The organism is Vibrio ulleungensis (assembly GCF_016900875.1).
GTDB classification, from domain to species: Bacteria; Pseudomonadota; Gammaproteobacteria; order Enterobacterales; family Vibrionaceae; genus Vibrio; species Vibrio ulleungensis.
The window spans coordinates 170175-190994 of the sequence record NZ_JAFEUM010000002.1; the positions used below are offsets into that span (position 1 = coordinate 170175).

The 20820-nt window shown below is 43.9% G+C and carries 21 protein-coding genes; 3 read left to right on the forward strand and 18 right to left on the reverse strand.

All coding sequences use genetic code 11. The annotated features are described in order from the left end of the window. Window positions 1-114: 114 nt before the first annotated feature. Both asnS and JQC93_RS05725 read left to right on the forward strand, forming a co-directional pair. A complete protein-coding gene (asnS, locus tag JQC93_RS05720) occupies window positions 115-1515 on the forward strand; it encodes an asparagine--tRNA ligase (protein ID WP_205157519.1) in 1401 nt (466 codons plus the stop codon). A 192-nt stretch (window positions 1516-1707) separates the two neighbouring features. Next, window positions 1708-2898 (forward strand): amino acid aminotransferase, encoded by a 1191-nt coding sequence (locus tag JQC93_RS05725; protein ID WP_205157520.1) that lies wholly within the window; start codon window positions 1708-1710, stop codon window positions 2896-2898. A gap of 88 nt (window positions 2899-2986) precedes the next feature. On the opposite strand, the gene JQC93_RS05730 is transcribed toward JQC93_RS05725, so the two are convergent. From JQC93_RS05730 to nrfB, 17 genes are all read right to left on the reverse strand, one after another. Beyond that, window positions 2987-3631 carry an outer membrane beta-barrel protein gene (locus tag JQC93_RS05730; RefSeq protein ID WP_205157521.1) on the reverse strand — a complete coding sequence of 215 codons (645 nt, stop codon included), beginning with the start codon at window positions 3629-3631 and terminating at the stop codon, window positions 2987-2989. Between the two features lie 99 nt (window positions 3632-3730). Further along, a complete protein-coding gene (locus JQC93_RS05735) occupies window positions 3731-4366 on the reverse strand; it encodes a response regulator transcription factor (protein WP_205157522.1) in 636 nt (211 codons plus the stop codon). A 9-nt stretch (window positions 4367-4375) separates the two neighbouring features. Beyond that, complete coding sequence (locus JQC93_RS05740; protein ID WP_205157523.1) at window positions 4376-5725, reverse strand: cache domain-containing protein; 1350 nt, start codon at window positions 5723-5725, stop codon at window positions 4376-4378. 103 nt (window positions 5726-5828) lie between these two features. Further along, window positions 5829-7112 carry a TRAP transporter large permease gene (locus JQC93_RS05745; protein WP_205157524.1) on the reverse strand — a complete coding sequence of 428 codons (1284 nt, stop codon included), beginning with the start codon at window positions 7110-7112 and terminating at the stop codon, window positions 5829-5831. 17 nt (window positions 7113-7129) lie between these two features. Further along, window positions 7130-7651: a TRAP transporter small permease subunit gene (locus JQC93_RS05750; protein ID WP_205157525.1), complete on the reverse strand. Its 522-nt coding sequence runs from the start codon at window positions 7649-7651 to the stop codon at window positions 7130-7132. A 54-nt stretch (window positions 7652-7705) separates the two neighbouring features. Beyond that, on the reverse strand, window positions 7706-8785 hold the full coding sequence (locus tag JQC93_RS05755) for a TRAP transporter substrate-binding protein (RefSeq protein ID WP_205157526.1): 1080 nt from the start codon (window positions 8783-8785) through the stop codon (window positions 7706-7708). Window positions 8786-9160: 375 nt separating this feature from the next. After that, window positions 9161-9532, reverse strand: coding sequence for a MarR family transcriptional regulator (locus tag JQC93_RS05760; RefSeq protein ID WP_205157527.1), 372 nt, complete (start codon window positions 9530-9532; stop codon window positions 9161-9163). Window positions 9533-9665: 133 nt separating this feature from the next. Further along, window positions 9666-10319, reverse strand: a complete 654-nt coding sequence (locus tag JQC93_RS05765) for an MBL fold metallo-hydrolase (protein WP_205157528.1) — start codon at window positions 10317-10319, stop codon at window positions 9666-9668. Between the two features lie 65 nt (window positions 10320-10384). Beyond that, the gene (locus JQC93_RS05770; protein ID WP_205157529.1) at window positions 10385-11941 is read right to left on the reverse strand and encodes a L,D-transpeptidase family protein; all 1557 of its coding nucleotides are present in this window, start codon (window positions 11939-11941) and stop codon (window positions 10385-10387) included. A 95-nt stretch (window positions 11942-12036) separates the two neighbouring features. Continuing rightward, entirely contained in the window at window positions 12037-12639 is a 603-nt protein-coding gene (locus tag JQC93_RS05775) for a GTP cyclohydrolase II (RefSeq protein WP_205157530.1), read from the reverse strand. A 168-nt stretch (window positions 12640-12807) separates the two neighbouring features. Further along, window positions 12808-12972 (reverse strand): hypothetical protein, encoded by a 165-nt coding sequence (locus JQC93_RS05780; RefSeq protein WP_205157531.1) that lies wholly within the window; start codon window positions 12970-12972, stop codon window positions 12808-12810. Window positions 12973-13043: 71 nt separating this feature from the next. Continuing rightward, window positions 13044-13505: a heme lyase NrfEFG subunit NrfF gene (gene nrfF, locus JQC93_RS05785; protein WP_205157532.1), complete on the reverse strand. Its 462-nt coding sequence runs from the start codon at window positions 13503-13505 to the stop codon at window positions 13044-13046. A 7-nt stretch (window positions 13506-13512) separates the two neighbouring features. After that, window positions 13513-14034: a DsbE family thiol:disulfide interchange protein gene (locus tag JQC93_RS05790; protein WP_205157533.1), complete on the reverse strand. Its 522-nt coding sequence runs from the start codon at window positions 14032-14034 to the stop codon at window positions 13513-13515. Continuing rightward, window positions 14031-15917 carry a heme lyase CcmF/NrfE family subunit gene (locus JQC93_RS05795; RefSeq protein WP_205157534.1) on the reverse strand — a complete coding sequence of 629 codons (1887 nt, stop codon included), beginning with the start codon at window positions 15915-15917 and terminating at the stop codon, window positions 14031-14033. Before JQC93_RS05795 ends, JQC93_RS05790 begins: the two co-directional genes overlap by 4 nt. Window positions 15918-16043: 126 nt before the next feature. Next, window positions 16044-17000: a cytochrome c nitrite reductase subunit NrfD gene (gene nrfD, locus JQC93_RS05800; protein ID WP_205157535.1), complete on the reverse strand. Its 957-nt coding sequence runs from the start codon at window positions 16998-17000 to the stop codon at window positions 16044-16046. Between the two features lies 1 nt (window position 17001). Then, window positions 17002-17685, reverse strand: coding sequence for a cytochrome c nitrite reductase Fe-S protein (gene nrfC / locus JQC93_RS05805; protein WP_205157536.1), 684 nt, complete (start codon window positions 17683-17685; stop codon window positions 17002-17004). 3 nt (window positions 17686-17688) lie between these two features. Next, window positions 17689-18279: a cytochrome c nitrite reductase pentaheme subunit gene (gene nrfB / locus JQC93_RS05810; RefSeq protein WP_205157537.1), complete on the reverse strand. Its 591-nt coding sequence runs from the start codon at window positions 18277-18279 to the stop codon at window positions 17689-17691. 468 nt (window positions 18280-18747) lie between these two features. Between nrfB and nrfA the strand changes: the two genes are divergently transcribed. Then, window positions 18748-20169, forward strand: a complete 1422-nt coding sequence (gene nrfA / locus JQC93_RS05815) for an ammonia-forming nitrite reductase cytochrome c552 subunit (protein WP_205157538.1) — start codon at window positions 18748-18750, stop codon at window positions 20167-20169. An 84-nt stretch (window positions 20170-20253) separates the two neighbouring features. Here nrfA and JQC93_RS05820 read toward each other — a convergent pair whose 3' ends face one another. Further along, entirely contained in the window at window positions 20254-20811 is a 558-nt protein-coding gene (locus JQC93_RS05820) for a TPR domain-containing protein (protein WP_205157539.1), read from the reverse strand. Window positions 20812-20820 lie beyond the last annotated feature (9 nt).

Genomic DNA, 20820 nt, shown 5'->3' on the forward strand with positions numbered 1-20820 from the left:
CGGCAATTAGTGGTTGAAGCCAAATAATTGCTAGGTAAACTGTACAGATCGATAAAAGTGCGCACTGCACTGCCTGTTTGGGCTCTTTTTATACACAATGGAGTATTACATTACATGACTTACGCGCCTGTTAAAGACGTGCTTGGTGGTAAGCTAGCTATCGACAGTGAAGTTACTGTTAAAGGCTGGATCCGCTCACGTCGTGATTCCAAAGCTGGAATCTCATTTCTTGCCATTTACGACGGCTCATGTTTCGACCCGATTCAGGCCGTGGTCCCAAACAATTTAAGCAATTACGAGCAAGAAGTACTTAAGCTGACCACCGGCTGCTCTGTGGAAGTGACCGGTACCATTGTCGAGTCTCCAGCTAAAGGTCAGGATTTTGAGCTCGCCGCAACCGCTGTAAAAGTGGTTGGATGGGTTGAAGACGCCGAAACCTACCCTATGGCAAAAACACGTCACTCTATCGAGTACTTACGTGAAGTCGCTCACTTGCGCCCTCGTACTAACGTCATTGGTGCGGTTGCCCGCGTCCGTAACTGTTTGTCGCAGGCGATTCATCGTTTTTACCATGAGCAAGGCTACTTCTGGGTCTCTGCCCCACTGATCACAGCGTCAGATGCTGAAGGTGCAGGAGAGATGTTCCGCGTATCAACGCTGGATATGGCTAACCTACCGCTGACTGATAAAGGCGACGTCGATTACAACGAAGACTTCTTCGGAAAAGAAACGTTCCTAACGGTATCAGGTCAGCTAAATGCTGAAGCCTATGCCTGTGCACTAACCAAAGTGTACACCTTTGGACCTACATTCCGCGCAGAGAACTCAAATACCAGTCGTCACCTAGCTGAATTCTGGATGGTTGAACCTGAGCTCGCTTTCGCTGACTTAGATGATGTTGCCAAACTGGCAGAAGACATGCTGAAGTACGTATTTAAAGCCGCACTCGATGAATGTCGTGACGATCTTGAGTTTTTTGCTCAACGCATCGAAAAGCAAGCCATCACACGTCTAGAGCAATTTGTTTCTTCGGATTTCGCGCAAGTTGATTATACCGACGCGATTCAAATCCTTCTCGATTCGGGTAAGACATTTGAATTCCCTGTTGAGTGGGGTATCGACATGTCTTCAGAGCACGAACGCTACCTCGCAGAAGAGCACTTTAAAGCACCTGTCATCGTGAAAAACTACCCGAAAGATATCAAGGCATTCTACATGCGCATGAACGACGACGGTAAAACCGTTGCCGCGATGGATGTACTTGCACCAGGCATTGGTGAGATCATTGGTGGTTCACAACGTGAAGAGCGTTTAGATGTACTGGATGCGCGTATGCGTTCTATGGACATCGATCCAGAGCACATGAGCTGGTACCGCGACTTACGTCGCTACGGTACTGTTCCTCACGGTGGCTTCGGTCTAGGATTCGAGCGTTTGGTTTCTTACGTTACTGGTATGTCTAACATTCGTGATGTGATTCCTTTCCCACGTGCACCTCGTAGCGCGAACTTCTAATCAGTTAAATAACCAAATGATTGGCATTTTCACTTAACAAACATGTCAAAATAAGGTTTTAAAAGCCAACTCATATCGAGTTGGCTTTTTTGTATAACTTTTATAGAAATAGGCAATGGTTTGCTATTGTTTCATGCTGTGCAAAAAGGTATAAAGAAAGTAGTTCATTTCACACAACAGGGAATTATTACAATGTTTGAAACCGTCGCGGCGGCCCCCGCCGATCCAATTCTGGGCCTGACTGAAGAGTTTAAAAAAGACGCTCGTGCTGAAAAAATCAACCTTGGGGTTGGTATCTACAAAAATGAGCAAGGTGAAACTCCAGTCTTAACCACGGTTAAAAAAGCGGAAGCTGTCTTGTTAGACAGCGAAAAAACCAAATCTTACCTTACGATCGAGGGCACTGCAGCTTACGGACTTGCGGTTCAAAAATTGCTGTTCGGCGCAGAATCAAACATTGTAACTGAAACACGTGCTAAAACAGCTCAAGCCCCTGGTGGCACAGGAGCGTTACGTGTAGCCGGTGAGTTTATCAAGCGTCAATTGGGTGCTCCACGCATCTGGATCAGCAATCCAACCTGGGCTAACCACAACGGTGTGTTCACTGCTGCTGGTCTTGAGACCAAACAATACGGCTATTACAACGCTGAAACGAAAGACAAAAATTTCGATGCGATGGTCAGCGATCTTCAATCTGCTGAGAAAGGCGACATTGTTTTGTTACACGGCTGCTGCCACAACCCAACGGGTATTGATCCAACAGAAGCAGAATGGCAAACACTTGCAGACTTAGTTGCTGAAAAACAACTTATTCCCCTATTCGACTTTGCTTACCAAGGGTTTGCAAAGGGTGTAGAAGACGATGCTAAAGGTCTTCGCATTTTTGCACAAAAATGTGACGAGTTATTGGTTGCGAGTTCTTTCTCTAAAAACTTTGGTTTGTACAACGAGCGTGTTGGCGCCTTTACTTTGGTAGCGAAAGACAATGCCGTTGCGACTACTGCGTTTTCACAAGTCAAAGCTATCATTCGCTCGATTTACTCTAACCCACCAGCACACGGCGCGGCAGTAGTGACACATATCTTAAACGATGACGCACTACGCTCTGAATGGGAACAAGAAGTCGCAGAAATGCGCGATCGAATTCAAGAGATGCGTACCCTGTTTGTTGAAACACTAAAACAAGAAGGTGTAGAGGCTGACTTTAGCTTCATCGAACGACAAAATGGTATGTTTTCTTTTTCTGGCCTAAGTAAAGAACAAGTTGAACGCCTCAAAACAGAATTTGGCATTTACATTGTTGGCTCTGGCCGTATTAGTGTAGCCGGTATGACCAAGTCAAACATGGGACCATTGTGCAAAGGCATTGCTGCTGTACTTTAGTTCTGTATAAAGCTGAAAACACAAAAAGGATCCCAAGGGATCCTTTTTTTATTGCTGTCATAAATGACTTATTCAGGTGTTAACGAACTTAGAAGCGAAACTTCGCCGTAATGCCAAAGTGATTAATATCACTGCGGGAAGCGACAATGTATTTCCCGTAACCACCAAAACTAAAGTGAGAATTAAAGTAATAGTCACCGGCTAACTCAAAGGATGTTTCGTTTGATAGTTTTGAATCCATATACTCAACAACGAAACGACCTTCAAACGAGTCAGTAAAGCCGTGATAGGCACCAATATTGATCGCTGAGGTGAAGTTAGCTTCGCTTAGAACTTCGTCAACATTGTCGTAATTAGATTCTACCCAAGCATAGCCTAGCCGACCTTGTACAACAATATCGGTGCTTTCTTCAACTAACATGCGGTAGCCAATCATGCCGGTTAAGTAATCTGCCCGTGCATCTGACTCGTCATTGTTAGTAAAACGCCCTTTATAATTAACGCCAACTAACCAAGACTCGTTAAGCATCAGTTGGCCATTGAGGCTACTCACTGAGACTTTTGAATTAGGCAAATCATCTGGATTGATCTCTCCGCCACCGAGTGAGACTTGAAAAAAGTTATAATTGACAGGTGTTTGATATTCTCGATAACCGCTCGAAATCACATCCGCTGCTAAAGCGGGTAACGGTAAAAGACATACTAAAAATAAACGTGTTGCTTTGATATCCATCCTACTTCACTTTGTTTTACATCCTAGCTGTTTGCACGAATTGTATCAGAACATCCTACACATATCTCGACACAGCTTCAGAAAAACGAGTTTAGTTGGTTATAACATTCCTCTCTCAAGCGCATACTTTGCCAAGCCAGCTGCGGTTTGTATTTTTAGTTTGTGCTTTATATTTTGTCGGTGCGTCTCAACTGTACGGACGCTTATATCTAAATTTGTGGCAATTCGTTTGTTGCTTTCGCCTTGTGCAATCAGTTTTAACACCGATTCTTCACGTCGACTCAACGGGTTTGGCTCGGTAGATTCGGATTTTCGAGGCGGCTCTGAAAAAAGTGTTTCCGTCACTTTCTTGCAGAAATACGTACCACCGCTATACACCGTTTTAATGGCTTGCACTAATTTGTCAGAGGATATCTCTTTTAACAAATACCCCATCGCACCAGCTTGCATGGCTTGCATGATGTACTCTTTATCCTCATGCATGGTTAACATTAGAATTTTCAGGTTTGGATGACGCGATTTAAGTTCTGTCGTTGCCTCTACACCGTTCATTAGTGGCATGTTGATGTCCATAAGCACCACATCCGGTGTCACATCTTCAATGACCTCAATGGCCTGTACGCCATTTGACGCAAGACCGACGACTTCGAATGAGGCTTCCATGTCCAATCTTAGCTTAAAGCCATCTTGAACAACCTGATGGTCATCCACAATTACGATACGAATTTTTTGCATTGCTCTTACCTATCCTACATCAAGCAAAATTGAGATCTCTGTACCTGCGCCTTTTGCACTGTCTATGTCAAAGCTGCCACCGACAAACTCAACGCGCTCACGCATATTACGCAGCCCTATACCATCATTTCCTTTTAAGCTACTACGATCAAAACCAATACCATTATCACGCACAATCACTTGGTAACTCTCTCCAAGCTGTTGGAAAAGAAACTCTACTCGAGATGCTTTTGCATGTTTGTCGATGTTAGTCAGTGCTTCTTGAATCACTCGGTATAGCATAGTTGCTTTTTCTGGCGCTGGTTGAGTGATGTCGTCACTCAAAACACGGCTAACATCGATGTTTGAGTGCGAAATAAAGTCGTCTAAAAGTGAATTGATTGCGGCCAAAAAACCTATGTCATCGAGTGCAGATGGACGCATCGCATGAGAGATATCTCTTACTTCTTTTATAGCTGATAATATTCCATTACGGCTGCCTTGAAGATGTTTAACCTGCTCGGAGTCTCCGCTGTCTTTTACTCGGGTCATCGCGAGATCTAAATGGCATATAGACGATACCAGCATTTGGTTCACGCCATCATGTAATTCTCGAGACAAATGCTTTTTCTCATCCTCTTGTAACATTACCGTCTTGTGAGCAAGCTCTTTTAAGTTCGAATCCGCTAGGCGATGCTCTCGAACGTTAATAACCAAAGTCACTAGGACAATCAGCACCACGGAAATGACAAAAATGGAGGTGAGGGAAAAAAAGGTGTTATTGACGTTACTTTGAACCGAGCGTTGCATATTGGCGACGTCGGTAACGATGTCTTCGATATAAATCCCCGTGCCTATCATCCAATCCCAGCGGTCTAACCAAACCGCGTAGCTCATTTTAGCCGCTACTTTTCCTGTAGATGGCCGTTGCCAGTCATAATTATGATACCCCCCACCATTTTGAGCCGCGTGCAACAGTGAACCAATAATTGAGTCGCCATATTGGTCTTTAAGATGCAGTAGGTTTCTGCCCTCTAACTCGAGGGAGATCGGATGAACGAGGTTAAAACCGTGTTGGTCATACACGAAAAAGTAACCATCATCACTATAACGAAGGTTACGCAGTATTTTTTTGACCTCTTGCTGCGCAATATGGTCTGGAATGGCTTCATCAGAGATGATGTGCGAAATAGCGGCAAGGGCAATATCGGCGCTGTCCAATAGAGCCTGTTCTCGTGACTCTAACATTTTGGTTTCAAACAGCGATATTTCATTTTCACCCAATTGCTTCATTTGAAACACACTGATCCAAACTACGCTTACAAATACTATGCACAGTGGGACAATGGTCAATAGAAACAATTTGGTTTTTAACGGCATGGACTCTCCAAATCATATAACGGCCTAAAACAGCAGGCTCTATTCATAGACTAAGAGAGTCCATCATGGGTTGCGAATGTGTAAGTGATTTGTAAGAACTAAATCACATACCGTAAAACCCTGGGAACACCAATAGTGTTAGTAAAACAACAATTTGTATAGCAATAAATGGCATAACACCGCGGTAAATATCCCTTGTGGTCACCCCATCTGGTGCCACGCCTTTTAGATAAAACAAGCTAAATCCAAAGGGTGGTGTTAAGAACGAGGTTTGAAGGTTCATCGCGACTAGAATCGCGAACCACGCCATGTTTATCCCCATAAGCTCAGCTACGGGAGCCACGATCGGTACGATAATAAAGCAAATCTCCACAAAATCGATAAAGAAGCCAAGTAATAGAATCACCAGCATGGTCACGATCAAAAAGCCCCATTTCTCACCCGGTATTGCTAACATCCACTCTTCAACGAGATAGTCGCCGCCGGTATAGGTGAAGGCCATTGAGAATGCTGTAGCACCCAACAGGATAGCAAACACCATCGCAGTAACTTTTACAGTCTCTTTCGACGCTTCATATAGCATACCCCAGCTAAACTGTCGGTATAGCAGTGCTAATATGATCGCACCTGCTCCGCCTAAAGCTGACGATTCAGTCGGTGTTGCCACACCCGCGAAAATAGAGCCCAGTACAATAATAATCAGTGCAAGTGGCGGTATAATGGCTTTAAGCGCGTTAAACACTTCCGTTTTTCTGTCAATATTTTCTTCTGACAAAATTGGTTGCGCCGCTTCAGGATTTAGTTTTGCGTAGATTAAGATATACACAATATAGGCGCCAACAAGAACCAACCCTGGCCATATTGCCGCTTGAAACAGGTCACCAACGGGTACGCCTAATACATCACCCAATAAAATGAGTACAATCGATGGCGGAATAATTTGGCCTAATGTGCCAGAGGCACAGATGGTTCCACAGGCAAGACCTTTGTCGTAATTGTATTTCAGCATAACTGGCAACGATATAAGACCCATTGCCACCACAGAGGCTCCAACTACACCTGTAGACGCTGCCAGCAAAGCACCGACCAATACGGTTGATATTGCAAGGCCACCTCGTACTCCACCAAACAAACGCCCCATAGATTCAAGTAGTTGCTCTGCTAGCCTGGTCTTTTGCAGAACCAACCCCATAAACACAAATAGCGGGACAGCCATTAACACCGTGTTTTGCATGATCGACTCAATTCGATAAGGCATAAAGGCGAACATATCAAAGCCCTCAGCCCACACACCAAATATGAGTGCGATACCGCCAAACGTAAACGCCACGGGAAAGCCCAACAAGAGAGCAAACAGCGCGACAAAAAACATCACAATTCCAATCACAACGAACTCCGTTTGCGTTATTTGATAGAGGTAGATGGAGAGAGTATTTTATTCAGTGAGTGCAATAACATGCCTATTCCACTTACTGCCATAAAAAAGAAAGATAAAGGTATCATCGCTTTTATGATCCAACGATGAGATAGGCCACCTGGATCGCCAGATGTTTCACCTAATAAATAGGACTCTTGAGCAAAGCTAACGCCATACCACGTGACGAGTAAACAAAAAGGTAAAAGGAAAAACAGCACACCCAGCAGGTCTATCCATGCTTGTACTTTTCGGCTTAGTTTTTCGTATAAGATATCAACTCTGACATGGCCACCTGCTTTTAGTGCGTAAGGAACACCAAGTAAAAATACAGCTGAAAATAAATGCCATTCCATTTCTTGAAACGCTATCGACACATCGTTAAAGGCGTAACGCATGACAACGTCATAGACTACGTTTGCTACCAATAACAAAAACAGTGTCGCGGATATCACGCCAAGTAGGTCGCTGAGTTTGTTGATCGCTCTTTCAAGGGTTTGTAGACTTCTCACAATACATTCCACTTTAAGTTGGGGGCAAAGCCCCCAATAATTAACAGAGGTAGATTATTTCGCTTGGCTGTTTAGGTAAGCGCGATGAGAAATATCTGTCCACGAACGTACTTGCTCTAAGTAAGCCGCTTGAGACATTTGAATCTCTTTGGCTAAAGCATCTTTTGCAGCATGCTCAGCAAGTAGTTTGTCGTTAGAAGCTCTAAATGCTGCCATAACTTCTGGTGGGAAATCTTTAACTTGTACGTCTGGGTATTCACTCTTCATACTTGCCCAGTTTTTACCACTTTCGTGAGTTGCGTGGATGTACATGTCGTACGCAGCCGTTCTCATTGCTATGCGTAAAATCTCTTGTAGATCTTCTGGCAAGCTATCGAATTTACGCTTGTTTACGAGGAACTGAAGCTCAGATCCTGGCTCATGCCACCCTGTGTAGTAGTATGGGGCAATTTTGTGGAAGCCCATACGCAAGTCAAGTGATGGACCTACCCACTCTAGAGCATCGATAGTGCGACGTTCCAGTGAGGTGTACAATTCGCCAGAAGCAATGTTTGTAGGTTTCGCACCAAGATCCGCTAGGATTTCACCAGCAAACCCAGGAATACGCATTTTAAGTCCCTGCAAATCATCAACGCTGTTGATTTCTTTTTGGAACCACCCACCCATTTGGATATCACTGTTACCGCCAGGGAAAGACATCACGTTATGTGGCGTATACACTTGTTCCATCAACTCCATACCACCACCGTGGTAGAACCAAGCGTATTGCTCTGCTGGAGTCATCCCGAAAGGCATTGCTGTAAAGTAGAGCGTATTCGGCACTTTACCTTTCCAGTAATACGATGCTGAGTGTCCCATGTCATATTGACCCGATTTAACCATATCAAACACACCGAGTGGCGCTTTATGTTTGTTGGATGAATCGATACGAATTTGTAGGCGTCCATTTGACATCTTTTCGGCCATTTCAGCCATGTTCTTAGTCGCATCACCAAATATTGGGAAGTTAGGTCCCCAAGTCTCGGCAAGCTTAAGACGATATACCTTGTCTGCTGCAGTGGCGCTAAAGGCGATTGCTCCTAACGCCAAAGAGAGGGTTGATGTTTTTATCAGTGTTTTAATCAGACCACTCATGATCTCTTCCTTGTTGTTGTGTAAACGCCTTAACATTGGCGCTTACTGGTCAAAAGGAAAATACCGAGTGTTACCGATCATAAACGGCGAGATGTAACATCATAAGACCTATGTAGTACGTAGTACTACGTAATAGATATTTTGAGCTCAACCTACATATGTCTAACAAACAATAACTTAAATAACATTGATGTTAACAATTATTCTAAGTAACTACGTAGGTAGTCACATCGGCGAAAGATTACAGAAATGTGAAGCTAGGCGCAATAATCAGTTACAAACGATTAACATAGAGAGCTCTGGTGTCGCGGTCGACGTCAATAAGGCGAAAAAAAACCGAGCAATGCTCGGCTCTTTAAACACAGTGTTCAGTGACTATTTAGTCGTGTAAATTACTTTGTTTCCTGCTTGTTGGTTGCGAACAACCAACTCTTGTTCGACAAGTTTTTTGAGTGCACCTGTCGCCCAAGAAGCGGCTTTAGCATCTTCTTGACCAGCTTCTAGGCCAATCCCTTTCGGGTTAATACCTTCTGGGTTTGCGCGGACAATATCAAAGACCTGTTGCTGCTTTGCAGTAAGCTTGATTTCACTAGCCGGTGCCACTGGAGTCGATACTGGCTGTTGCTCGGGTTCAACTTTTTCATTTTTAGGAGCCGTCTTAACAACAACTTTTGGCGCAGTAGTTGCACCCGTTTTTACCCATTTTTTAAGTTTATTCTGAACCTTACGCTTGTGAGCAAGTCTCATTTTAGTCTCCATTGAGGTGTCTTACAAAAAGTGGCGCACAGTCTATAACAAAAGGCGCGTCAAATTAAGCACTTGATGGGTATTTACTCGAACTTGTCGACAAATCACGTCCAATCGACGACAAAATGCTCAACTAATATAGCGGCATCTCGTCAGCAACAAATGGGTTTGAGCGTCGCTCATGACCAAAGGTAGACTCGGGGCCGTGTCCTGGGACAAATTTCACTTCGTTCCCAAGAGGCCAAAGCTTTGACTTGATTGAATCGATTAAGGTATTGAAGTCGCCTTTAGGAAAGTCGGTGCGCCCAATGCTGCCGTTAAACAGCACATCGCCAACAAAGGCTAATTTCGCACTTTCAGAGAATAGCACCACGTGACCAGGCGTATGACCAGGCGTATGGATAACCTGCAAGGTCTCATCGCCAAATGTCACTGTGTCGCCTTCATTTAGCCATTGCTGAGGTTCAAAGGCTTCGGTCAATGGAAAGTTGAACATTTGACTTTGACCGGGCAATCCTTGCAACCAAAAGTTATCGTCTTTGTGAGGGCCAATAATGTCAATGCTTAGCTTTTTCGCAAGATCGGTCGCGCCGCCCACATGATCAAGATGACCATGGGTCAACACCACAGAAACTACCTCTACCGACAACTGCTCTATTTGACGCCTAATTGCCGCTACGTCGCCACCCGGATCGACAACAATGCCCTGCTGTGTTTTATCGCACCAGACAATTGAGCAATTTTGAGAAAATGATGTAACAGGTAACACGTGATACTGAAGGGCCATGACTCACCAAAAAGGATTAATTAACTAGCCGAACTATCGCAATTCAGCTAGGTAAAATCAAGCGTCTAATTCATAGCAAGATCAAATAATCGGGAGGTGTCATCATACCCATAGATATCTTTACGCATATGCAGTTGCCCTTTCTCAACCCAAGCGGACCGATAGATAAACTCCACCGAAATGCCTCGTTTCATTCTGACCTTTTTATTACTGTCGTCACTGAACAAAGGTGACTTGGACTGACCTGACACCTCAAGCAATGTTTGAGCAAACTTATCAGCGCCTTGGACCCGAACACACCCTGAGCTAAATGCTCGTTCTGAACGACTAAAGAGTCCTTTTGCCGGTGTATCATGTAAGTAAATAGCACGGTCATTAGGTAATAGGAATTTGTATTGGCCCAGAGCGTTATGCGAGCCCGAACTTTGAGTCATTCTGTAATTAAAAGTCTCGGCATTTACTGAAGACCAGTTGATTGAACTACTATCGATCACTCGATCACTTCCCCAGTAAGGGATTATGGAGATATTTTGATCGACTAAATACTGGTTGTTCTTGGCGACCTTGGGCAGCAAGTCTTTACGCATGATCTTAATGGGTATATTCCACGTAGGGTTTACCACTATGGTACTGAGACTGGTCCACATTAATGGCGTTGGTCTCTCCTCTTTACCTACGATGACGCGAGTTTCAAATTCGAGTTGATTGTTTGCCCAAAATTTCATTTTGTACTGCGGCAAATTAACTTGGATATAGGCCCTTTTCTGGGTTGAGAACCCACGTGAACGCTCAATATTAAGTGCAAGCACCCTTATTTTTTGCGCCGCTGGATAATTGATCCAGTAAAGGGTCTGCTCCCCAACAATGCCGTCTGCCTTTAGTCCGTGAAGGCTTTGAAACTTCTTAACCTGTTGTTGCCATTGCCAATCATAGTCAGAGTGTGTTGTCAGTTTAGCCGGTACTACAATACCGCTTGCGGACAGTTTTTGAGCCAAAAGCTGTGGATCGTTGATTTGTGTGCCGCGGCGTAGAAACTGATTAAAGCGCTTCTCTAGCCCTTGGCTGTTCGAAATCACTTTTAATTGTTCAATGACGGGCACATTGGTCTTATAAATGGTGTTTACTGGGTGAGTCCGTCCAATAAATGCAAGCAATTGATCGCTTCTGATAGCGTCTATGAGCTGATCCAATTCCCTATCAGAAATAGACGGTAATTTTCGACTGACCTGACCGCCATGAAACCACTGCTCTGCATTATTTCGTGCGTGATGGGTGTACGACAAGTATCGAAGAAAAGCGTCTGTCGCGAGCAACTCGTATCGATAGTATTGATGATTTTTCTTTGCTTCTTGCATTGATAGATAGAGCGATGAGAACTCTTTTGAAATGCCAGCAAGATGAATAACCTCTAGTCGAGCCTCAAGCTCATCAGCTAAGGTTGGATCCAACCACACAAACTGGTGATGTATTTCTTCATAGAGTGATTCAATTGTCGCTGGGTAGTTCAGTGCATTGAGTTGTTCTGAGGAAGAGACCCAGCCCAACCTTTGTAGCATACTTGATGACGCCGTAGCGCTAAAACTCATCACTACAACAGTGAGCAGTACCATATTCAGTTTCATGACAACATCCTTGAACTGATTTCTTCCCTTTAAGTATGGCAAACATTTTAGAAAAAAAATCTCGCATAACGCGAGACTTTAATTAACTCTTTGAATCATTTGTCAATTTTAAGACGGTGTTTGCCATGACTGACTTTTGCTTGTAGATAGGCCTCATTCCCCTCTTTGATGTGTGCTAGCGTAGAAACAACCTGATCAATTTTAATATTATGCGACTCTAAGTCTCTAATTTTTTTAGGGTTATTTGTAATTAGTCGTATTATACACACATCGAGAGCGTGCAACATTTCAGCGGCTTCATGAAATTCTCGTAAGTCATCACCAAATCCCAACTTATTATTAGCTTCGTAGGTATTCAGTCCTTGGCTTTGCAGTTCGTAAGCGTCAATTTTGTTGTACAAGCCTATTCCACGACCTTCCTGACGTAAATACAGAAGAATGCCGCCTTGATGTGACATCTTGTCGATTGTCTCATCCAGTTGTTCACCACAATCGCAGCGAGACGAATGGAAAACATCACCTGTCAAACATTCTGAGTGCATGCGAACCAATGGGGATTCGCTTTGTTTGTCAGCTTGTTTAAAAATGAGCGCAACATGCTCTTTATCACTGCTTAATCCGTTGAAAGACAGCAACTCAGCATCTATGTCGCTACGTTGACCCACTTTCAATGAAACACGGGCTCGAACATCAGCCATATAATCTCCTAACACCTATTAGCCTTCGCCAATACATGACTTTACTTATTATCGCTAACTATGGGGTTATCGCATTGATAAATCAATCTCTTTAGAAATAAGCGAAGAATAAATAGGCACAAAAGCAAAAGGGCCGCTAATGCGGCCCTTCTATAAATTCGTCGGCGATCAGTGTGTCGCTTTAATTTTTTGACTGTTCAGTTCTAACCACAGTTTTTCAAGTTCACGCTTTTCTTCTTGGGTAAACAATTCGTTGGCAAATTCAGTGCACAACACTAAATTGCCAATATGAGCCTCAAACTCTTTTTTCCATTGTGTGATAAGCGCATCCATAGCTATACCCTGATTTCTGAAAGATTCCTTTTTGATCTATGAGAAATTATACAGAACTCAATCCTGTTAATCTAGTCGTTTTTTGTACTATTTTGGCTCTTTTTAAACAGAACATAAATTATGAATGCGAGCAAGCCTAACAATGCCAGAGGCGCAAACCACAGGACCAACGTTTGACTATTTAGGCCTGGATTATAGCGAACGAATTCACCGTATCGATTTGTCATAAACTCGATAATCTCTTGATCAGATTGCCCTTGCTTTATTTTTTGATAAACCACCAACCTCAGATCCATCGCCATCGGCGAATTCGACTCTACAAGGTTTTGATTTTGACATTGCGGACAACGTAATGACTTCGCTAAACTAATGGCTCGCTTTTGCTGCTCTAAACTATCGAACTCAAACAACTCTACTTGTGCAATTCGTTCTTGATTGTCTGAGACAAACAGGTCGTTCCCATGACTGTAAAAGCTGCCAACAAGTAACAAAAAGGCTAAAACAACCCATTGCCCACGGTGTACGAGTCTCAAGGTTTTATTACTCCATTAGTAACGGTTTGAAGTATCGGTCCCATTTCGCCGCATCTAACGCCCCACGAAAACGAGTTAATATAATACCGGATTCATCAATTAAAAAGGTTTCTGGGGTCCCGACAACGCCGAATTCCATAGCAACGTCCCCTAATGGGTCAAACAAGATTTTAGAAAAAGGGTTGCCTCTATCGCGCAACACTTGCTTCCCAGCACTGGCGGTATCCCGGTAATTAATACCAATGATATCGATGTCCAGATTGTTGCTCAATTCGAGCAAATAAGCGTGTTCTTGCATACAAATAGAACACCAAGAAGCCCAAACATTGACCAAGGTATAAGCCCCAAGCTCATCTTGTATGCGCACGGTGTTACCGTCAAAGTCGACACCGCTAACTGCAATAATTGACTGCCCGCGCATAGGGTCTTGTTCGACGATATGGCTAGACTCACCCTCCAGTGCAATATAGGCTGACATGAGCACAACCACACCAAGAAGAGCCAGTAATAGTATGGTCAGTTTTTTCACGTCTGCTCCCTAATTTGACTAGGCACGGTAATCGCGCTGTATAGGCGTAAAGTGGCGGCAATGATCAGCATAATAGCGGCAATCCACACGAAGCTCATACCCGCTTTATACTGAAACTTTATGATGTAACTGCCGTCAGCTAGTTTGTTTCCGAGGCTTAAGTAAAGATCGCCGTGCCATAGAGAGGCAATAGCTGGTTCACTCATATTCATGACTCTGACTTGGTAATGCCTTTTTTGTGGTGTTAACTCATATACACTGTTGCTGTTAACATTGTCCGCGATTGAAAACCGCCCTTCCAAAGCCGTGTAATTAGGTCCTACCAACCAGCGTTTTTCATCAAATGACAGCGTATAATCAATGAGATCGGTGCTCTCGCCTACGCTGACTTTACGGTTTACCTGATAGGAATGACCCTCGTAAACAATTGAGCCCGCGACTAACATTAATATCGCCATATGCGCAATATACGATACCCAATGAGTTCGTACTGTTAATTGTAAGGTCAGTAATGCTGCTGCACAGAAGGTCAACGGCAATAACAGTATTGATGCATAACTCGTGAACCCAAATGCGGAATAACTAAGCACTAAACCACAAATATACAACGACGTACCAATTAACCCCTTGTGCTTATAAGCTATACCGGTGACTAAATGTAGACATAACGCGATAAGACCCACAGCGCAGATTATTGAGAACAATGTATTAAAATACGGTGCGCCTACTGAAATCGAACCTAAGCCGAGGATCTGAAATATCATCGGGTAAAATGTGCCAAGCAACACGACCATGGTAGCTAATACCAGAAGTCCAACACTGGTCAGTAAAAATAATCGTATCGGTGTCCAACGAACACTATGTGAGGTTGTAAGCCGTTCGGCATTAAGGACCAAGGGTATAGCTCCCATTAATAGCACTAATACGCTTAGACCAATCAACACAACCCCTTTACTTGGATCAACAGCAAAGGCATGAACTGACGTTAACACGCCGGACCGTACAATAAACGTACCAAGAAGGCTTAAGCTAAATGTGACGAAACACAATGCTAGCGCAACAACCGGAAAGGCTACGTGGCGTTTAACGACAAACAGCGAATGAATCAGCGCTGTGGCTGTAAGCCAGGGTAATAAAGACGCGTTTTCGACCGGATCCCAAAACCACCACCCTCCCCATCCAAGTTCGTAATAGGCCCACCAAGCCCCTAGTGCGATACCGCCCGTTAAAAAAGCCCATGACACAAGAGACCAAATGCGGATAAGAGAAAACCATGATGTTGAGATTTGACCATTCCACACCGCAATACACGCTGCTGCAAAGGGAGCACTAAAACCAACATAGCCTACATACAATAATGGCGGGTGGATAATTAGCGCCACATCTTGCAACATAGGATTAAGATCTCTTCCCTCTGATACCCACATTGACTGCAATTCAAACGGGTTAGAAAACACCAATACGAATACACTCAGTACTCCACCAATGCTCATCATCAGCAACAGCGTTTGCTTTAAGTATTCGGTATTGTTCGTCGATTGGGTACTAATAAGCGTCGCCCAAAAGTGGACAACCCATACCCAAAATAGCATTGAGCCTTCATGCCCACCCCAAACGGCTGCTAAACGAAAAAACCAAGGCAATTGAGAGTTTGAGTGAGCGGCGACATAGGCATTAGTGAAATCATTACTGTAGAAACTCCATGCCAACATCGCCATTGACGCAGTCACTGCCAAAAAGGACAACCACACTAAATACTGAATAGTGCGAGCTGACCAATGCTTGTTGGGCGAAGCAATAAACACCGTTATCAACTGCACGCTTGCAGTTAATGATAGCGAGAAACTAAAACACAGTAACAATAAGCCAAGGTGAGACAGCATGTTAAATTCTACAGTGAGAAATTGGGAGAAAGTTAGGGTAACAGTTAACCATGATGGCGGCTAATTGATTGTATATATGAAAGTAATGAACGTGAACTCTGTGCTCACGTTCATTATATTGCGCGATTAAACAATCGTCATTTGTCCTGCATAGAGAACAAAGGTGCGTAACATCAAGACACCGATTAAACTCATGCTGGTGACGAGCACAATGAACACCGGTTTGTGACGAGTATGAGCACCAACAAAGAAGTTAAGAGCCAACGGCCCTACCATACCAAAAGCGATCACGCCCCACCAAAACCATTTAGCCCAAAACCCACTTCCAATCGCGTTCCAAGCTGCCAACTCTGCAGAGCCGCCACTGAAAATAAGGCCAGTGAAAAAAGTGACGATGACGAAAAGTTCAAACAGGACGACGGGACGCTCAAAACTGTGCACCCAAGCAACGCTTTTTCCTGTCGCAGGCTCTTTAAACCATTGTGTACCAAATAACATGCATGCCGCAGCGCCAGAAGAGAGCGATGAGAACAAGAACAGTATCGGCAATACTGGATTATTAAGCATTGGATAGGTTTTTAATGCGGATAGCAAGAACCCCGTATATGCGGCGAGCATTATTGCTAAGAGCCCTAAAAACAGCTCAATACCGTTTTCAAACTTCTTAAACCAATCGATTATTCCAGCCGCAAAATGTAACGGCTTAGGCATAAACTTCATGATGGTATCTTTAAAAATAATGGCTATCCAAATAAACAGAATTACCATATAAACTTGGAACAAGATCACCCCCATCGACATCACTGACGTTGGGTTGTAATAGAGCATTATTTTCCAAAATGATAATGGTTTAGTTAAATGAAAGACCAATATCAATAGACCCGAAATAATACCAAATGGCGCAAGCCAAGCAGTTGCTTTCAATATGCCATTGTCAGCAGGGTCGCCTTCGATCACTTTACGTTTAAGATATATGGATATCATGACGGCGCCTGCCGACATACCCGCTAAAAATAAGTAAATAGCGATTATCCAATCCCACACTAAGGAGTCGAAGTTAAAAGCGGCTTCAAAACTTGTCATTTTAAATTTCCCCCTTGTCATGCGGGACTTTATACAGCTTCGGCTTAGTACCTAAATCGACTTTGTCGCGGTACACCGTCTTATTATTAAGGACCTTATTGATGTCACTGTCTGGATCGTTAAGATCGCCAAAAGTGAGTGCTTTAGTCGGGCACTTTTCGACACAAGCTGGTAGTTTTCCTTGTGCTAAATTGGTGTCGCGACAGAAATTACACTTATCCGCAGATTTTGTTTCAGGGTTAAAAAATCGAACTTGATAAGGACAGGCTGCTAGGCAATATCCACAACCGACACATTTATCGTTATCAACGTCTACGATGCCTGTTGCAGCATCGGTATACGCTGCGCCTGTTGGACAAACATACACACAAGGTGCATTGTCACAGTGCTGGCATGAGGTTCGGTTGAACTGATAGTCGGTATTGGGGTACTCACCCTTTGGATCAGAGCGAGTGATTTCGAGTCGAGATACACCTTCTGGGACGTCATTCACTTCTCGACAGGCGTCGGTACAAGCGGTACAGCCGATACAGGCGGTTTCGTCAAAAACCATTCCGTAACGTTTTTTGCCATCTTCCATTTCGTAGGCTAACGACTTAGTACTTACCGTCGCCGTCCCCGCCACACCAGTAGTCACAATGACAGCACCGGCGCCAGCAATGAAGTTTCGTCTTGAGCAGCTCATACTCTACTCCTTGATGTCATGGGTACGATTAAAGTCGGCGTGACAAGCAACACACATCTCGATAAGTTGTTTACGTTCGTAGTTTAGAACACCTTGATCATGGCCATGAACTGCGTGGCAGTTTGTGCAGGTCAAATTCTTAGCGTGTACATCATGAGTCCAGTTTGCTTTTTGCAAACGCTCAGGCGTATGACAGTCGGTACACTGTTGGTTTGCCTTGAGGATCTCATCATGGGAAAGAGTGGTAGTTTTTGTTCCTTGGCGAGATTGAGCCGGCTCAAAAGTTGTCACTTGATCAGCGTTAACTCTATGCTCAGGGCCTATGTTGCCGTGGCAATCGGTACAGGTAACGTTCTTACCCTTCTTTTCTAAAAAGCCTTCCCCATGAGACTGTCTAATCGTGTCCTGAGCGTCTTTATGACACTGAATACACTTATAGTCGGGATCTCGTTGCAGCTCGACAACATGTCGAGAAGAGTCAGCTTCTGTGCTAACGGCTCCTTCATCTGCTATCGAAGAAAAAGAAAAACCAAAGAGACAAAGTACTAGAATGGAACGTAGCAGTGTCACCATGGTCAATTTAAAATTGTCCATATTTCATTCCTTGTGCCAGACAGTGTTTTGCTTTAGCAGAAAAACACCTGGATATAACAAGTGCTTGAAGCAATTTCTGCCTCAAGTGAAATCGACTCACATTTTAAAATTAACCACAACGCTAACAGGGTAAAGTGTAACTCGATATTTCCAGTTGGCGATATTTTGATGTCTATTTAGTGACCCGTTTCACTATTTCCCCTTCAATTGATAAGGGTTATCAATTAGCTGTTAAATCAGGTATTTAGCCCTTAACGGGAAATGTTATACCCCTTTAGGGGTAGTTTATTTTAAACACGATCTGCATCACTCATCAAAATTGATTTGGCGCAATTTTAACCAAATGTTAATTGGCCAATAGCGCAATAACTACTTACACTTACCCGTAATACGAAACATCTTCGATTCAACATTTGAAATCTAACCTCACAACGCTAGGTATCAAAATTAAAATACGGAGATAGCATCGTGAATAAGCAATGGATAAAACATTCCGCTGCGGTATTGGGTTTAATAATGGGAGCCACCCTTGGCTCTTCGTTGGTGAACGCCGCTGACGACAAGTTTGATGATCCCCGCAACGAGACATTTGAAGCCAACCACCCTGATCAATTCCATACTTGGAAAGCGACGTCGGAAAGCAGTGAGCTAGAAGATGCGTTAGAAGGCGATCCAAACATGGTCATCATGTGGGCAGGATATGGCTTTGCAAAAGACTATAACAAAGCGCGTGGTCACTATTACGCACTCGACGATGTACGCCAGACACTTCGTACTGGTGGTCCTACTGACGAAAATACCGGTCCAATGCCTATGGCGTGCTGGAGCTGTAAGAGCCCAGACGTTGGTAGAGTGATTGCCGAACGCGGTGAAGACGGTTACTTTGAAGGTAAATGGGCACGTTTGGGTGCCGAAATTGCCAACCCTATCGGTTGTTCTGATTGTCACGACACTAGTACAGAAGAATTTAAGAACGGTGAACCAGCACTTAAACTAACGAAACCGTATGTCGAACGTGCAATGACCGCTATCGGTAAACCATTTGAAGATATGAACCGCCTAGATCAACAAGCGGCAGTATGTGGTCAATGTCACGTAGAATACTACTTTACCGGTCCAAACAAGAGCGTGAAGTTCCCTTGGGATATGGGTACCAACGTCGACGAAATGGAACAGTACTATGATGCGCTAGGCTTTAAAGATTGGACGCACGGTGTGTCTAAAGCCCCAATGTTAAAAGCACAGCACCCTGAGTATGAGACATGGCGAGATGGTATACACGGTAAAAACAATGTCGTGTGTACTGACTGTCATATGCCTAAAGTAACTAAAGAAGATGGCACAGTTTACACTGATCATAAAATTGGCAATCCGTTTGATCAATTTGAAGATACCTGTGCCAACTGTCACACCCAAAGCAAAGACACGCTACAAGGCATAGTTTCAACGCGCAAAGCGCAAGTTTTAAATATGAAGTTAACTGCCGAGAAACATATCGTTGCTGCTCACTTCGAAGCGAAGGCCGCTTGGGATGCAGGTGCTACAGAGTCTGAGATGGAAGATATCCTCCAAGATATCCGTCATGCTCAATGGCGCTGGGACTACGCCATCGCATCACACGGTGTACATATGCATGCTCCAGAAGTGGCGCTAGAAGTGTTAGGTACTGCTGTTGACCATGCATCTGATGCGCGTACTAAACTCGCTCGTCTTCTAGCAACCAAAGGTATCACTGATCCAATTGCACTACCGGATATCTCGAGTAAAGAGAAAGCGCAACAGGCACTTGGTATGCCTATGGATAAGATGAATGAAGAGAAGCAGCATTTCTTGGAAACTCTTGTACCTCAATGGGAAGAAGAAGCTGAAAAGCGCGAAGCAACATACTAATTCCCTAACCTAACGACAAAGCGGCCACTTAAAAGTGGCCGCTTTTTTATTTGCATACATACAGTGCTTGGTGACGTGGGGCGGTTAATGTTTTAACGATTCAGCTTGATGGATCAAACTAATAAGTCTTTCACGATCAACGCCCAACCGGTCAGACTCGATGATCTGCTCCCAATAGCTTATGGCTTTATCATATTCAAAGTTTACAAACGCATCTGAAGCTAATAGGGTCAATGCGCTTTCATTGTCACTGTCTATAGACAAAGATTGATCAAGCGCTTGTTGCACCTCAGCGGTAATACGCTGTTTATTGATATAATACAGCGCTGTTGCTCCACCTGCCCATGCATCAGCGTTATCTGGAAGCAAGCGTCGACTGTAATCAAAACAGGTTAACGCCGACTCGAGTTCACCGCTAAACAGATAGAATTTTCCCAACTCCAACCAGGCCAATCCATCATTAGGGTTGTCACGCAGCGTATCTTGAAGCTCAAGCATAGGATCGCTTGAAGATTCCATTGCGTGTTGAGCCATTTCATTGATGGTGGGTGCTACTGGAACGGGTGTCTTTAGATACCACCAACTTCCAAAAGTAACCGCAACGACCACACCGCTGGTCAGATATAACGATCGATGAATCATTGTATGTTT

Excerpts from the sequence above, each read along its gene's own strand:
- nrfB (WP_205157537.1), bottom strand. The coding sequence starts at position 18,279 with ATGGACAATTTTAAATTGACCATGGTGACACTGCTACGTTCCATTCTA.
- asnS (WP_205157519.1), top strand. The coding sequence starts at position 115 with ATGACTTACGCGCCTGTTAAAGACGTGCTTGGTGGTAAGCTAGCTATC.
- JQC93_RS05740 (WP_205157523.1), bottom strand. The coding sequence starts at position 5,725 with ATGCCGTTAAAAACCAAATTGTTTCTATTGACCATTGTCCCACTGTGC.
- JQC93_RS05780 (WP_205157531.1), bottom strand. The coding sequence starts at position 12,972 with ATGGATGCGCTTATCACACAATGGAAAAAAGAGTTTGAGGCTCATATT.
- JQC93_RS05765 (WP_205157528.1), bottom strand. The coding sequence starts at position 10,319 with ATGGCCCTTCAGTATCACGTGTTACCTGTTACATCATTTTCTCAAAAT.
- JQC93_RS05725 (WP_205157520.1), top strand. The coding sequence starts at position 1,708 with ATGTTTGAAACCGTCGCGGCGGCCCCCGCCGATCCAATTCTGGGCCTG.
- JQC93_RS05820 (WP_205157539.1), bottom strand. The coding sequence starts at position 20,811 with ATGATTCATCGATCGTTATATCTGACCAGCGGTGTGGTCGTTGCGGTT.
- nrfC (WP_205157536.1), bottom strand. The coding sequence starts at position 17,685 with ATGAGCTGCTCAAGACGAAACTTCATTGCTGGCGCCGGTGCTGTCATT.
- JQC93_RS05730 (WP_205157521.1), bottom strand. The coding sequence starts at position 3,631 with ATGGATATCAAAGCAACACGTTTATTTTTAGTATGTCTTTTACCGTTA.
- JQC93_RS05770 (WP_205157529.1), bottom strand. The coding sequence starts at position 11,941 with ATGAAACTGAATATGGTACTGCTCACTGTTGTAGTGATGAGTTTTAGC.
- JQC93_RS05795 (WP_205157534.1), bottom strand. The coding sequence starts at position 15,917 with ATGCTGTCTCACCTTGGCTTATTGTTACTGTGTTTTAGTTTCTCGCTA.
- JQC93_RS05755 (WP_205157526.1), bottom strand. The coding sequence starts at position 8,785 with ATGAGTGGTCTGATTAAAACACTGATAAAAACATCAACCCTCTCTTTG.
- nrfD (WP_205157535.1), bottom strand. The coding sequence starts at position 17,000 with ATGACAAGTTTTGAAGCCGCTTTTAACTTCGACTCCTTAGTGTGGGAT.
- JQC93_RS05735 (WP_205157522.1), bottom strand. The coding sequence starts at position 4,366 with ATGCAAAAAATTCGTATCGTAATTGTGGATGACCATCAGGTTGTTCAA.
- JQC93_RS05775 (WP_205157530.1), bottom strand. The coding sequence starts at position 12,639 with ATGGCTGATGTTCGAGCCCGTGTTTCATTGAAAGTGGGTCAACGTAGC.
- JQC93_RS05760 (WP_205157527.1), bottom strand. The coding sequence starts at position 9,532 with ATGAGACTTGCTCACAAGCGTAAGGTTCAGAATAAACTTAAAAAATGG.